Consider the following 12,465-nt stretch of genomic DNA (forward strand, 5'->3'; position numbering starts at 1 on the left):
GCGCCACTCGCGTCATGGGGTGCCCAGCCCGCGCTCACCTGAGGAAGGAAACGTTCATGAACGGAATGACCCTGCACAAGACTGCCGCCGACCGTGCCGAGGAGCTTCCCGGAGCCCGGCTGGAGCATCCCTTCGGCGACGACTGGGAGGTCTTCAAGGTGCGCGGCAAGGTGTTCATGCTGATGACCGAGGTCCCGGGGCGCCCGGTCGTGATCCTCAAGGCGGACCCCGGCGAGGCACACGCCCTGCGGGAGCAGTACAGCCACATCACCCCCGGTTACCACATGAACAAGAAACACTGGATCACGCTGGAGGGCGGGGACGGCGTCGACAGGGAACTCGTCGATGAGCTCGTCACCGACTCCTACCGACTTGTGGTCGCTCGCCTGCCCAGGGCCGAGCGGCCCGTCGACCCGCACACCTACGGCATCCGCATGCGGGCGGGCCGGTGAGCGCGGCCGGCGACCGGCTCCAGGACACCGCCCGCCACACGGCGCTCGCGCTGCCCGGGACGGACCACGGTTACCCGTTCACCGAGCACCTGGACGTGTACAAGGTCGCAGGCAGGGTGTTCCTGATCGTCACCGACGACCCGGACGAGCAGATCATCACGGTCAAGTGCGAACCCGAACACGCCCGCGCGCACGTGCACGGCTATGCCTCGATCACCCCGGGCCGCTACCTCGACAAACGGCACTGGATCTCGCTCGGACCGGGCCCCGGCATCACCAAGCAGCTGGTCACCGACGCAGTCGAGGATTCCTACGACCTGGCCGTCGCGCGGCTGCCGCAACGCGACCGCCCCCGTCCCCGTACCTGATGAGCGCCGCAAGCGCGCCCACGAGCCGCTGAGCCCGCGCCTGTCAGTGCCCCGTGCAAGGCACACCTCCGCCCGCACACCTCCGCCCGCAATCCGAGAGACCGATGGAACCGACCGAAGCGACCCTGCCGCTCTTCGACGAGGAGCCCGCCCGGCCACTCGCCGACCGCCTGCGCCCCACCCGACTGCAAGACGTCGTCGGACAGGACCACCTCCTGGCCCCGGACGCCCCGCTGGGCCGCATGGTCGCGTCGCAGCGCCTCGGCTCCGCCATCCTGTGGGGCCCGCCCGGCGTCGGGAAAACGACCATCGCCCGCCTCCTCGCGGACGGCAGCAACCTGGCCTTCGAACCGGTGTCGGCCACCTTCTCCGGCGTGGCGGAGCTGCGCAAGGTCTTCGCCGCCGCCCGCAGCCGACGCACCATCGGCCAGGGCACCCTGCTGTTCGTCGACGAGATCCACCGCTTCAACCGCGCCCAGCAGGACAGCTTCCTGCCCTACGTCGAGGACGGCACGATCACCCTGATCGGCGCCACCACGGAGAACCCGAGCTTCGAACTCAACGGAGCCCTCCTCTCCCGCACCCAGGTCCTCGTCCTCAAACGCCTCGACGAAGCCGCCCTGGCCACCCTCCTCGACCGCGCCGAGGACCTCACCGGCCACCGGCTGCCCCTTAACGACGACGCCCGCCGCGCCCTGATCGCCATGGCCGACGGCGACGGCCGCTACCTCCTCAACATCACCGAACAGCTCCAGGCCCTCCCGCACCCCGGCACCCCCCTGGACACCACCGCGCTCGCCCACCACATCCAGCAGCGCGCCCCGCTGTACGACAAGGCGCAGGAGGGCCACTACAACCTGATCTCCGCGCTCCACAAGTCGATGCGCGGCTCCGACCCGGACGCGGCCCTGTACTGGCTCGCCCGCATGCTCGACGGCGGCGAGGACCCCCTGTTCGTGGCCCGCCGCCTGGTCCGCTTCGGAGTCGAGGACATCGGCATCGCCGACCCCCACGCCATCCAGCAGGCACTCGCCGCCTGGGACGTGTACGAGCGACTCGGCTCCCCCGAGGGCGAGTTGGCGATCGCCCAGGCCGTCGTCTACCTCGCCACCGCCCCCAAGTCCATCGCCGTCTACCGCGGCTTCAACGCCGCACACGCCGCCGCCCGCCGCACCGGCTCACTCATGCCACCCGCCCACATCCTCAACGCCCCGACCCGGCTGATGAAGGACCTCGGCTACGGCAAGGACTACCAGTACGACCCCGACACCACCGACGGCTTCTCCGGCGCCGACTACTTCCCCGACGCCATGGACCACGAGACCTACTACCAGCCCACCCACAACGGCTACGAAGCCCAGATATCCGAGCGTCTGCGCCACTGGACCGGCTTGCGCGCTCGTAGGCGCAGCGGCTGACGTGGACGTATGGGCAGTGGACAGAGCCTGCACACGACAGAAGGGTGATGAGTCGTCGTGCGATCCGCGCATTTGATGCCGCGCGGTCCGGAGGGGTGCGGATCCACGACTCGCGACCGTGAGGGGCAGCCGGCGAAGTGAATTCCCCACGCATGGGACTGACGCCGATGTTACTGACATCGGCGTCAGCCGTTCTCGGGTCGCGAGCCGTCTTCGTTGGAAGAAGTAAATCCCAAGGTCAGACGTCCTTGATCTGTACGCGGTCGCCGCACAATTTCGCCCAGTCGTCGCGGCCCGAGGTCAGCACAAGCGCGGGCGCCGGGGAGCGGAGCGCCATCGCGGCGACAAGGGCGTCGATGGCGTACTTGTGGCCGTGCAGGCCACCGGCATCGCTCAGTAGTTGCACCGCGGTGAGGCTGTCCGCCTGGGTGACGTCCTGGACCTGAAGGCGGGAGAGCATCCAGTGCAGCCGGGCGGTGTCCGTCTTGCCGTAGACGGCCTCCACCACCGTCAGGGCCGAAACGAGGACGGGCACGCCTATGCGCCGAGCGGCCTCGATCCGGGTGACCATCTGGCGGTCGTTGCGCAGGAGCAGCGACAGCGCCTGGGAGTCCAGAACCAGGGACCTGGCCGCGGGCTCCTTCATGCGGCGCTGTCGTTCGACGCATACGGCGCCGGTGCGTCACCGAACAAATCGCGCTGCGCGGCCTGGATCTCGGCGATGCTCGGATCGTCCTCGACAACCAAGACGGTGTGCCGGGCTGAAGGGGCCATCATGGGCGGATTCACCTCGGTCTTCCGGTGAGGCATCTCGGCCTTCCGGCGACCTGGCGGGTCGCGGCCCGGGCCCTGGTCAGAGGCGAACATTCATGACTCCTGATACGTGATTCGAGCGCGACGGCACTTGATTCGAGCGCGAATAGTCGGCATGGTGCTCACATCCGCACTCTGGATCACCGTTGCGGCAACGAAGAGGAGTCTCATGGACGAGATCGACCGGGCCATCCTGCGCGAGCTGCAGGTGGACGGCCGCGTCCCCTACGCCGAGTTGGGGCCGAAGGTGGGCCTGTCGCCGTCGGCAGCGAGGCTGCGGCTGCAGCGCCTGATCGACGCCAAGGCGGTGCAGGTGGTGGGGGTGACCGACCCGATGACAATGGGCCACCAGACGATGGCCCTGCTCGGTCTGCACGTCGACGGCGACCCGCGGGCGGTGGCGGATGAGCTCTCCCGGCACGACGAGGTCGTGTACGCGGTACTGACTGCCGGCACCTTCGACCTGTTCGTCGAGGTCGTCTGCCCACGGCCCCACGACCTGCTGGATTTCGTCAACGATGCCGTACGGGCCGTCGAGGGCGTCACGGCCGTGGAGAAGTTCCCCTACTTCTCGATCCACACCCACCGCTTCCTCTGGCACGTCGACTGAGGCACCCGCGCCGCCCCGATCCGCCCGCTCCACCACGAACCCCGCCGAGGACGCCGCAATGCCACACACCGAGCACCGTACGATCGACTTCTTTACCCAGAACGCACTCCTCGCGCCGCGGACCACATCGGCCGAGGCCGAGCTCATGGCCGCCGAGGTCTTCGACATCGACGCGCACGCGGAACCGCTGGGGAGCCAGCAGGACGCCAACTTCCTGCTGCGGAACGGGAACGGGGCCGTTGCGGCGGTTCTGAAGATCGCCAACCCGGCCTTCGGCCTCGTGGAGATCGAGGCGCAGGACACCGCCGCCGACCTGATCGCCGCGGCCTACCCCGACCTGCGTGTCGCCACTGTCCTGCGCCACCCCGACGGCAGGCCTCGGCGCACCACGGTCGACACCGACAGCGGGCCGGCCGTCGCCCGGCTGCTGCGGCACCTGCCCGGCGGGGCGCTGTCGGGGCCGCGGCACCTGTCCCCCGGCACGGTGGCGGCGATGGGCACGATCGCCGCCGAGGTCAGCACCGCCCTGCGCGAGTTCCGTCATCCGGGCCTCGATCGCGTACTGCAGTGGGACCTGCGGCACGCCGACCGCGTGGTCACCGCACTCGCCGGGCACATCGACGAACCCGAGCGACGGGCAGCGGTCCAGGTCGCCACCGCCGAAGCCTGGGGCCGTATCCAGGACGTCGCCGACGTACTCCCGCAGCAGGCCGTACACCTGGACCTCACCGACGACAATCTGATCCGCCGTACCGGCAGCCGCCTGCCGATACCCGACGGGATCATCGACTTCGGTGATCTGACGAAGAGTTGGGCGATCGGCGAACTGGCCGTGTCGCTCTCCTCTATGCTCCATCACGACGGCGTCGAACCGCATCACGTACTTCCCGCCGCACGCGCCTTCCACGCGCTGCGACCGTTGTCCGCCGCGGAGGCCGAGGCGCTCTGGCCGCTCGTGGTGCTGCGCGCCGCCGGCCTCGTCGTGAGCGGACGACAGCAGGCCGCCGTCGACGCGGACAACACCTACGCCACCGCCGCCCTCGACCGCGAGTGGCGCATCTTCGAGCAGGCCGTCAGCCTGCCGCAGCAGGTGATGACCCAGCTCGTACGGGGTGCGATCGGTCTCGCCGACAGCCCTGCCGTGGCCGATGCGCCGGAACTGCCCCTGCTGCGCGACATTTCCGCCGACCGCATCGCCGTACTCGATCTGGCCACCGACTCCGACTCCATGGACGCGGGAGTTTGGCTGGACACTGATACCGAGGAGGCGTTGTCGGCCACCGCTCTCGCGAACGGCGCGGACGCGACCGCCACCCGGTACGCACAGGCCCGGCTGGACCTGGCCCCGGCGCTGTCGACGCGCTCCGGCGCGACCGTTCCCACCGGCATCGATGTGCGACTCGGCCGGGAGGCAGTACTCCAGGTCCCTGGCGGGGGAGAGGTGCTCGCCGCGACGGCGGGGCTTGTGGAGATCACCCATGGCCCCTTCGTGCTGAGCGTGTCCTGCACCGAAATCGTGCCCCTGGTCGTCCCTGGTGTGAAAGTCCGGGCCGGCGACGACCTCGTCCACCTACCCGCCGGGAGCCGGGTCCACTTCGCGCTGCGCACATCCGGCGGCCCCGCCGTCCCGCCCCTGGTGCGCCCGGAGTACGCCGCCGGCTGGCTGTCGCTCACCGCCGACCCGGCCCCGCTCCTGGGTCTGGCCCCCACCGAGCGCACGGAGCGGGGCGACCTGCTGGAGCGGCGCGGCGCCGTGTTCGCAACGGCGCAGGAGCACTACTACGCCGAGCCGCCCCGGATCGAGCGGGGTTGGCGTCACCATCTGCTGTCCACCGACGCCCGCGCCTATCTCGACATCGTCAACAACGTCACCCCGCTCGGCCATGCCCACCCGCACGTCGAGCGCGCGGTCGCTCGGCAGCTGCGACGCCTGAACACCAACTCGCGCTTCCATTACGCCTCGCTGGTGGAGTTCACCGAACGCCTGGCTGCCCTGCTGCCCGATCCGCTCGACACCGTGTTCCTGGTCAACTCCGGGTCCGAGGCGGTCGATCTGGGCATCCGCCTGGCCACCGGCGCCTCGGGACAGCCCGATGTCGTCGCGCTGCGCGAGGCCTACCACGGATGGACGTACGCCTCCGACGCCGTCTCCACCTCCCTCCAGGACAACCCTAACGCCCTTGCCACTCGGCCGAGTTGGGTCCACACCGTCGACTCGCCCAACTCCTACCGTGGACGCCACCGCGGCCCCGACTCACGGCACTATGCGCCCGAGGCGGTCGCGGCCATCGACGCGCTGGCTGCCGCTGGGCGCCCCACAGGCGCCTTCATCGGGGAGACCTTCTACGGCAACGCCGGCGGGGTCGCCCTGCCCGACGGCTACCTCTCCGAGGTGTACGCGGCGGTCCGGCGGCACGGCGGTCTGGCCGTCGCCGACGAGGTCCAGGTCGGCTACGGCCGCCTTGGGCACTGGTTCTGGGGCTTCGAACAGCAGCAGGCCGTCCCCGACATCGTCTGCGTCGCCAAGGCGATGGGCAACGGGCATCCGCTCGGCGCCGTCATCACCTCGAAGGCGGTCGCCGAGCGGTACCGCGACCAGGGCTACTTCTTCTCGTCCACCGGAGGCAGCCCACTCTCCAGCGTGGTCGGCCTCACCGTCCTGGACGCCCTGCGTGACGAGGACCTCCAGGGCAACGCGGTCCGCGTCGGCGGTCGCCTCAAGAGCCGGCTTCAGGCCCTGGCGGACCGCCACCCTCTCATCGGCGCGGTTCACGGCTCCGGCCTCTACCTCGGCCTTGAACTCGTCCGCGATCAGGACACGTTGGAGCCTGCAACCGAAGAGACCGCCGAGCTGTGCGATCGCATGCTCGACCTCGGCGTGATTGTCCAGCCCACCGGCGACCACCTCAACATCCTCAAGATCAAGCCGCCGTTGTGCATCGACGCGGACGCGGTCGACTTCTTCGCCGACACGCTCGATCTGGCACTGACCCAACTCGGTCACGCCGAATGACCCCCGAGTACGTCCGCGAGCAGACGCCCGCCTCCGACTGCTGCACACCGCAGGGCAACGGGTGATCGTGCTCAAGGCGCAGGGACCACGCGGCAGCCGGATGTGGACGGACCGCACGGCAGGGTTCTGTGTCAACCGTGGCGCCTCCTGGATCCACGGCCTCATCGGCAATCCGCTCACCGAACTCGTCCCTGCGTTCGGGATGGAGACGCGCGAGCTTCAGGGTGGGCAGCTTCCAGGCCGGCGGACGGCCGATCGCCGACTACGACGCGTCGCAGCGCCTGCTGGACGACGACGCGACACGGCAATGGACCGACGACGTCGACACGGCGGATGCGACCTCCCCGTCCATCTCAACCGCGATCTGCTGCTGGAGCTGTGGCCGGTCCTGCGCACCCTGGTCGGCCGGACCGTGCGCACCGTGTGGGAGGACGCCGTCCCTGAGCTGTACACCTGTGCCTCCCGGGCCACCGCGTGAGGATGCGGGCGCTGCCCGCCTCGACGCTGTGCCCGCCGCGATCGGCGAGGTCGTAGCCCGCGCCCGGACCTAACCGGCCAGTAGTACCTGGCAGTGGGCCACGAACCCGGCGAGTGCCAGCTCGAACGCGTCGTCCGCGCGGCGGCCCGGCGGGAGCGCGGCCAGGGCGCGTGTCAGGTGCGGGGTGGCCGAGGGGTCGTCGAGTTCCCACATGGTGTCGGGGGCGGCGAGGTCGAGGGCGGAGCCGAGGACGAGGTTCTCCAGGGCGGTGATCACTGTCATCACCCGGTCCGGGGGGAAGCCGGCGTCGGTGAGGAGGCCGACCGTGGCCTCGTAGTGGAGGAGGACCATCGGGGCGCGCACCGGGGAGGTCATCAGGAGCGGGATGGCGCGCGGGTGGGCGGCGAAGGCGGCCCGGTAGGAGCGGGCCCAGGCGAGCAGGGACTCGTCCCAGGGCAGCCCGGCGGTGATCGGGGTGACGTCGATGGCGGCGGAGATGCGTTCACGGACGAGCTCGACGATTCCGTCCCGGCCGTCCACATGGTGGTACACCGATCCGGTCTGGACGCCGAGCCGGCGGGCGATGCCCGGGACGCTGAACTCGCCCTTCTCCGCGATGAGTTCCAGCGCCGCGGTGGTGATCCGTTCGCGGTCGAGCAGTGGTGTGCGTGGTCGTCCCATGGTCCCTGTCCCCGTACCCCTCTTCCTGGATGGCCTCACGAAGGCTACATTGCCGAAACCGAAAGGCTGTAGGTTTCCGGTCGTCCTGCCGCTCGTCACGTCCTTCGTCCTGCCGTTGCCGACCCCTGCAGAAGGGTCCCTCCGCCATGCCCGAATCCCCGCCGTCCGGCCTCCGCCGTGGCACCCTCTCCACCGTCGGCATCGTCTTCTTCGTGGTCTCGGCGGCCGCTCCGCTGACCGTGATGGCCGGCACCTCGCCGGTCGCGCTCTTCGTCGGCGGCCCGGGCGCGCCCGTCGGCTATCTCGCGGCCGGCCTCGTCCTCACGCTCTTCGCGGTCGGCTTCACCGCGATGACCCGGCACATCCGCAACAACGGCGCCTTCTACGCGTACATCACCCGGGGCCTCGGCCGTCCGGTCGGCATGGGCGCCGCGCTGCTCGCGCTGATCGGCTACAACGGCATGGAGATCGGCGTCTACGGGCTGCTCGGCTCCTCCACCCAGGGCACCGTGCACGCGCTGACCGGCTACGACATCCCCTGGCTGCCGGTCTCGATCGCGGGACTCCTCCTCATCTGGTGGGGCGGCTACCGCTCGATCGACTTCGGCGCGAAACTGCTCGGCGTGCTGCTCGTCGCGGAGACGGGGATCCTTGTGCTGCTCGCGGGCGGTGTCCTCCTGGAGGGCGGCGCGCACGGTCTGTCGGTCGAATCCTTCGCCCCGTCCAACTTCCTGATTTCCGGCACGGCCGGCGTCCTGGCCTGCGCGTTCGCCGCGTTCACCGGTTTCGAGTCGACGGCGATCTACCGCCGGGAGGCCCGCGACCCGGCCCGTACGATCCCGCGCGCCACCTATATCGCCGTCGGCTTCCTCGGCCTCTTCTACGGTTTCATCGTCTGGATCGTCGTGCAGGCCGTCGGTACCGACCAGGTCCAGGAGGCGGCGGCGAAGGACCCCGGCGGTCTCTTCTTCACGGCGATCTCCACCTACGTCGCCCCGTGGGCCGCCGACCTCATGCACGTACTGATCGTCACGAGCATCCTGGCCTCACTGCTCGCCTTCCACAACGCCATCAACCGGTACGGTCTCTCGCTCGCCGAGGAGGGCATCCTGCCCGCCGCGCTCGGCCGGGTCCACCCGAAACACGGTTCGCCGTACGTGGCCGGGCTCTGGCAGACCGCTCTCGGCCTGGTCGTGGTCGTCGGCTTCGCACTCGCGGACGCCGACCCGTACACCCAGCTGCTGCTCTGGGTGAACACCCCCGGCGCCACCGGCCTGCTCGCGCTCCAGCTGCTCGCCGCGATCGCCGTGCCCTGCTACTTCCGGCGGGTCCAGCACAACGAGGGGGTCTGGCGCACGGTCGTCGCCCCGTCCGCCGCGGCGGTGCTGCTCGTCGGCGCGCTCTACCTGACCATCTCCCACACCGGCCTGTTCACCGGCGCCCCGACCAGCGTGAACGTCATCCTCCAGGGGATGGTCGCCGTCGTCTTCGTGATCGGCGTCGTGCACGCACTGCGGCTCCGCCGCCACCGCCCCGAGGTGTACGCGGCCTTCGCCGCCGAACCTGTCACCACCCCTGAGGAAACGGAGAACGACTCGTGCCCGCAGCCGATCTCGTCCTGATCAACTCCCGTGTCCGTACGCTCGATCCGGACCGCCCGGAAGCCTCCACCGTCGTGGTGAAGGACGGCCTGATCGCCGCCGTGGACGTCGACCCGCGCGGTTGGACCGGGCCCGGTACCGAGACCGTCGACCTGGGCGGCGCGCACCTGGTGCCCGGTCTGGTGGACGCGCACAGCCACCCGGTGTGGGGGCTCGAGATGTCCGCCGGGACCGACCTGTCGGCGGTGAAGGACCTGGACCAACTGCGGTCCGCGCTCACGGGCGCCTCGCGGCGGATGGGCTGGCTGATCGGCTGGGGCCTGGACCACAACGTCTTCGGCGGGCAGCCCCTCGACCGTTCCCTGATCGAGGACCTGCTGCCCGGCGTCCCCGTCTACCTCCGGCTGTACGACGCCCACTCCGCGCTCGTCTCCGGACCGGCGCTCTCCCGTGCCGGGATCACCGGGCCGCGTACCTTCGCCCAGCGGTCGGAGATCGTCTGCGACGCCGGCGGGCGGCCGACCGGGCACCTGATCGAGCACGCCGCGATGACGCTGGTGGAGTCACTCCTGCCGACCCTGCCGGCCGGGCAGCGGAAGAAGCTGCTGCTCGGGCTGTTCTCCGAGATGGCCGCGACAGGTCTGACCGGCGCCCATGTGATGGACGAGGCCGATCTGGAGTTGCTCTCGGCGATCGAGGCGGACGGCGAGGAGCTGCCGCTGCGGTTGCGGATCCATCCCTGGTGCATGCCGGGGATCGACCGGGCCGGTCTTGAGGAACTGGTCGCGCTGCAGAAGCGGGTCGGGCGGCGCTGGCAGGTCGGCGGCGTGAAGTTCTTCATGGACGGGACCGTGGAGGGCGGTACGGCGTGGCTGGAGCACTCGGACTGTCATGGGCAGGGGACGGAGGCGCTGTGGCCCGACCCGGCCGCATACGGGGAGGCGGTGCGGTTCCTGGATGCCGCGGGCGTGCGGACGGCGACCCATGCGATCGGGGATGCGGCGGTTCGGCATGTACTGGACACGGTCGCCGGGTTGGGGCCGGAAGCGCGGGGGCGGCACCGGATCGAGCACATCGAGACCGTGCCGGATACGGAGATCGGGCGGTTCGCCGAGCTGGGTGTCGCCGCCTCGATGCAGCCGATCCATTCGCAGTACTCGCGGGCCGATCACACGGACGAGTGGTCGAAGCGGCTCGGGGACGAGCGGGCGGCTCGGGCCTGGCGGTGTCGTGATCTGCGGGAGGCGGGAGCGGTGGTGGCGGTCGGGTCCGACTGGCCCATCGCACACTTCGACGCGCGCGGGTCGCTCGCGATGGCGCGGTCCCGGTCGGTCGCGCCCGAGCAGAGGCTGACCGGGCTGATGGCGCTCGAAGGCGCGACCACGCATGCGGCTCTCGCGGCGGGTGAGGCCGCGTACGCGGGGAGGGTGGCGGTCGGGTACCGGGCGGATCTGACCGTGTTCGGCGTCGATCCGGTGGTTGCGCCGGCCGATGAACTGGCCGAAGCGCCGGTGGTGTTGACGGTTACCGGTGGGCAGGTGGTGCACCGCGGGCGTTAGGCCGGCCGGATGTGGAACCGTCCGCGGGGCCCGTGTGTATCCGGGGCCGCGGACGGCGTCCGACCTGCTGCAGGCGGCCGTGCGTCAGCCCCGCAGCCCCTTGTTCGCTGATTCCGGCCTCGCGGCACGTCAGTAACACCGCCGGGTGCGCCTATGACGCACTCGCCAAGGACGTACGCCGCATCGCCGCCGAGAACGGCGAACTGCTCCAGACCGACAAGTCGGCCATCTCCCACTGGGTGGGCGGTGCCCGGACGCCGTCCGGCCGGGCAGGCCAGTACCTCGCCGAAGCCCTCTCCCGGCGGCTGGGCCGCGTCGTCACCCGAACCGAGCTCGGCCTCCACTCACCCGATACGGAGTCGCCACCGGACACAGACCCCGTCACCAGGTCACCGACCTCGGCCGCGCGGACGTCGAACGCCGCCGCTTCCTCGCCATCGCCGCCTTCACCACGGCCGGCGTGGCCATGCCGCTCCTGCACGACCACGAAGCCACCTCGCGGATGCTCCGCGCCCGCACCGCCCGCTCCCTCGTCGGCAGCGACGACATCGACGTCGTACGACAGATCACGGCAGCCTTCAGCGCCGCCGACGAACGCCTCGGCGGCGGGCACGGCCTGACCACAGTCACCGCCTACCTCGCCGACACGGCAGCCCCCATGCTGCGCGGCCGCATTCCCACAGAAGCCTTACGCCAGGCCGCCTTCGCCGCCGTCGCCGAACTCGCCTACCTCGCCGGGTGGAAGCACCACGACCTTGGACACGAAGGCGCTGCCCAGCGCTACTACCAGGTCGGCTACCAGCTCGCCTGCGAAGCCGACCCCCACGGTCATGCCGCCTGGATGATGCGTGCCCTCGCCCACCAGTCCCTCAGCCTCAAGCAACCCCACCATTGCGTGGACCTCGTCAAAGGCGCTCGCCCGCGGCCTCGGCCACGTAGACGGCCGGACCGAAGCGCTCCTCCACATCACGCACGCCCGCGCTTAGGCAGCGGTCGGCGAGAACCCATTGGCCGCCCGCGCTCTACTCGCCGCCGAAGACGCCCTCCTGCGCGAGGACGGTCCCCAGCCCAGTTTCTCCCGCGTCAGCGGCCCAGCCGCCGGCACCGTGGCCAGCCACACCGCCCGCACCTTGACCGACCTCGCCGACCACATCGGTACGGAACAGCAGCACCGAGACGCGCTCACCCGCTGGGACCCGGAGAAGTACAAGCGCGTCCACGCCCTCACCCACGCCGACCTCGGCGACAGCCTCGCCGCCCAGGCCCGAGCCGACGAGGCGGTCGCCGCCTGGCCTCAGGCCCCTGGCCCCTGGCCCTGGTCCTCATGGAGCGCATGGCCTCAGACCGCACCCGTAAGGCGATCACCTCGATCCGCTCCACTCTCGCGGTCTACCAGCGCCGCCGCGTCCCCGGAGCCGCAGATCTCGCCCGCCGCGCCCGCGAGGCCCTCGCCTAACATGCCCAACGCCCCC

The 12,465-nt window shown here is 70.6% G+C and carries 11 protein-coding genes and 2 pseudogenes; 10 read left to right on the top strand and 3 right to left on the bottom strand.

Annotated features, from left to right (window positions below):
* The first annotated feature begins 56 nt into the window (after positions 1 to 56).
* From ACIBCU_RS09575 to ACIBCU_RS09585, 3 genes are all read left to right on the top strand, one after another.
* Positions 57 to 452 carry an MmcQ/YjbR family DNA-binding protein gene (locus tag ACIBCU_RS09575; protein WP_399230402.1) on the top strand — a complete coding sequence of 132 codons (396 nt, stop codon included), beginning with the start codon at positions 57 to 59 and terminating at the stop codon, positions 450 to 452.
* A complete protein-coding gene (locus tag ACIBCU_RS09580) occupies positions 449 to 820 on the top strand; it encodes an MmcQ/YjbR family DNA-binding protein (protein WP_399230404.1) in 372 nt (123 codons plus the stop codon). Before ACIBCU_RS09575 ends, ACIBCU_RS09580 begins: the two co-directional genes overlap by 4 nt.
* A 104-nt stretch (positions 821 to 924) precedes the next feature.
* A complete protein-coding gene (locus tag ACIBCU_RS09585; RefSeq protein ID WP_399230407.1) occupies positions 925 to 2,238 on the top strand; it encodes a replication-associated recombination protein A in 1,314 nt (437 codons plus the stop codon).
* A gap of 238 nt (positions 2,239 to 2,476) precedes the next feature.
* Here ACIBCU_RS09585 and ACIBCU_RS09590 read toward each other — a convergent pair whose 3' ends face one another.
* A complete protein-coding gene (locus ACIBCU_RS09590) occupies positions 2,477 to 2,884 on the bottom strand; it encodes a PIN domain-containing protein (protein WP_362941616.1) in 408 nt (135 codons plus the stop codon).
* A complete protein-coding gene (locus ACIBCU_RS09595; RefSeq protein ID WP_399230410.1) occupies positions 2,881 to 3,105 on the bottom strand; it encodes a hypothetical protein in 225 nt (74 codons plus the stop codon). The genes ACIBCU_RS09590 and ACIBCU_RS09595 overlap by 4 nt, the downstream gene beginning before the upstream one ends.
* Before the next feature lie 115 nt (positions 3,106 to 3,220).
* On the opposite strand from ACIBCU_RS09595, the gene ACIBCU_RS09600 reads away from it, so the two are divergent.
* The 4 genes and pseudogenes from ACIBCU_RS09600 to ACIBCU_RS09615 all read left to right on the top strand — a co-directional run bounded on the left by ACIBCU_RS09600 (position 3,221) and on the right by ACIBCU_RS09615 (position 7,152).
* The gene (locus tag ACIBCU_RS09600; RefSeq protein WP_362941610.1) at positions 3,221 to 3,661 is read left to right on the top strand and encodes an Lrp/AsnC family transcriptional regulator; all 441 of its coding nucleotides are present in this window, start codon (positions 3,221 to 3,223) and stop codon (positions 3,659 to 3,661) included.
* 58 nt (positions 3,662 to 3,719) lie between these two features.
* Positions 3,720 to 6,674, top strand: a complete 2,955-nt coding sequence (locus ACIBCU_RS09605; RefSeq protein ID WP_399230412.1) for an aminotransferase — start codon at positions 3,720 to 3,722, stop codon at positions 6,672 to 6,674.
* Positions 6,675 to 6,714: 40 nt separating this feature from the next.
* Positions 6,715 to 6,891 (top strand): annotated as a pseudogene (locus ACIBCU_RS09610) (FAD-dependent oxidoreductase); the annotation flags it as partial.
* A 90-nt stretch (positions 6,892 to 6,981) separates the two neighbouring features.
* Positions 6,982 to 7,152 carry a hypothetical protein gene (locus ACIBCU_RS09615; protein ID WP_399230415.1) on the top strand — a complete coding sequence of 57 codons (171 nt, stop codon included), beginning with the start codon at positions 6,982 to 6,984 and terminating at the stop codon, positions 7,150 to 7,152.
* Between the two features lie 69 nt (positions 7,153 to 7,221).
* Here the strand turns inward: ACIBCU_RS09615 and ACIBCU_RS09620 are convergent, their stop codons facing one another.
* Positions 7,222 to 7,833, bottom strand: a complete 612-nt coding sequence (locus ACIBCU_RS09620; protein WP_362941604.1) for a TetR/AcrR family transcriptional regulator — start codon at positions 7,831 to 7,833, stop codon at positions 7,222 to 7,224.
* Positions 7,834 to 7,979: 146 nt separating this feature from the next.
* On the opposite strand from ACIBCU_RS09620, the gene ACIBCU_RS09625 reads away from it, so the two are divergent.
* The 3 genes and pseudogenes from ACIBCU_RS09625 to ACIBCU_RS09635 all read left to right on the top strand — a co-directional run bounded on the left by ACIBCU_RS09625 (position 7,980) and on the right by ACIBCU_RS09635 (position 12,449).
* The gene (locus ACIBCU_RS09625) at positions 7,980 to 9,455 is read left to right on the top strand and encodes an APC family permease (RefSeq protein ID WP_399230417.1); all 1,476 of its coding nucleotides are present in this window, start codon (positions 7,980 to 7,982) and stop codon (positions 9,453 to 9,455) included.
* Positions 9,431 to 10,993 carry an amidohydrolase gene (locus ACIBCU_RS09630; protein WP_399230420.1) on the top strand — a complete coding sequence of 521 codons (1,563 nt, stop codon included), beginning with the start codon at positions 9,431 to 9,433 and terminating at the stop codon, positions 10,991 to 10,993. Before ACIBCU_RS09625 ends, ACIBCU_RS09630 begins: the two co-directional genes overlap by 25 nt.
* A 107-nt stretch (positions 10,994 to 11,100) precedes the next feature.
* Positions 11,101 to 12,449: pseudogene (locus ACIBCU_RS09635) on the top strand (tetratricopeptide repeat protein).
* Positions 12,450 to 12,465: the final 16 nt, after the last annotated feature.

It is taken from the genome of Streptomyces sp. NPDC051064 (assembly GCF_044455985.1).
GTDB lineage: Bacteria > Actinomycetota > Actinomycetes > Streptomycetales > Streptomycetaceae > Streptomyces.